General features: G+C 59.7%; 1 protein-coding gene. It reads right to left on the reverse strand.

Translation table 11 applies throughout. The features are described from left to right. A partial coding sequence (locus CWO89_RS44830; protein WP_130584452.1) for an IS110 family transposase occupies positions 1–765 on the reverse strand: 765 nt, incomplete at both ends.

The raw sequence follows: 765 nt of genomic DNA on the forward strand, positions 1-765 counted from the left end.
AAAATGCCGGAACAGGCCTTCAGACCATAGGTTGGCAGCAAACTCGGCGCCGATGCCCTTGAGATTGAGCAGCATCGTGACAGGCGAAGGCGGTGCCGCGGCCGCTTGTGCGGCGATGAGCGCATCGCGTTCATCCTCAACCAGCTTGATCTGTTCGAGCAGCAGTTCTAGCCGATCGACTTCGCGGGAAATCTGGGCCTTCATGAGCGCAGGTAGCGCACGCCCATCGCCGGTCCAGAGCTCGTCTAGCCGCTCACGTCGATCCTTGCGCAGTGGCTCATAATTCGCGATCCCTTGCGAGAACAACAGTCCCTTGATGCGATTGACGTGGGCGACACGCTCGACGATCAGCGCCTTGCGCTCGCGACAACTCCGTCGACGATCCTCTTCCTCGGGTGACGGAACCAGCACCATCGCACACACGCGCGGCTCGCCACGCTTGTAGGCCATTAGGGTTCGCAGCAGTGCCTCACCGTCGATGCGATCCGTTTTTGCCTGTCTGCGCCGGCGCGATGTCGCGATTGAAGCTGGGTCCACGACGTGGCTTTCGACCCCTTCTTTTTCAAGCACCCGATGAACCCAGAAGCCGTCGAGGCCGGCCTCCTGAATCGAGACGATCGGATAGTTATGCCCGGTCTTAGCTCGGCTTTTTTCGCGCAGCTTCGAAAACAGCGCGAACAACCCGGCCAGGTCTCCGGCTGACACCGAATGTTTCGACATCTTCTCGCCGTTTCCTGGCGACAACGAGGTTATCAGCCAACTAGA

The organism is Bradyrhizobium sp. Leo170 (genome assembly GCF_004296405.1).
GTDB lineage: Bacteria > Pseudomonadota > Alphaproteobacteria > Rhizobiales > Xanthobacteraceae > Bradyrhizobium.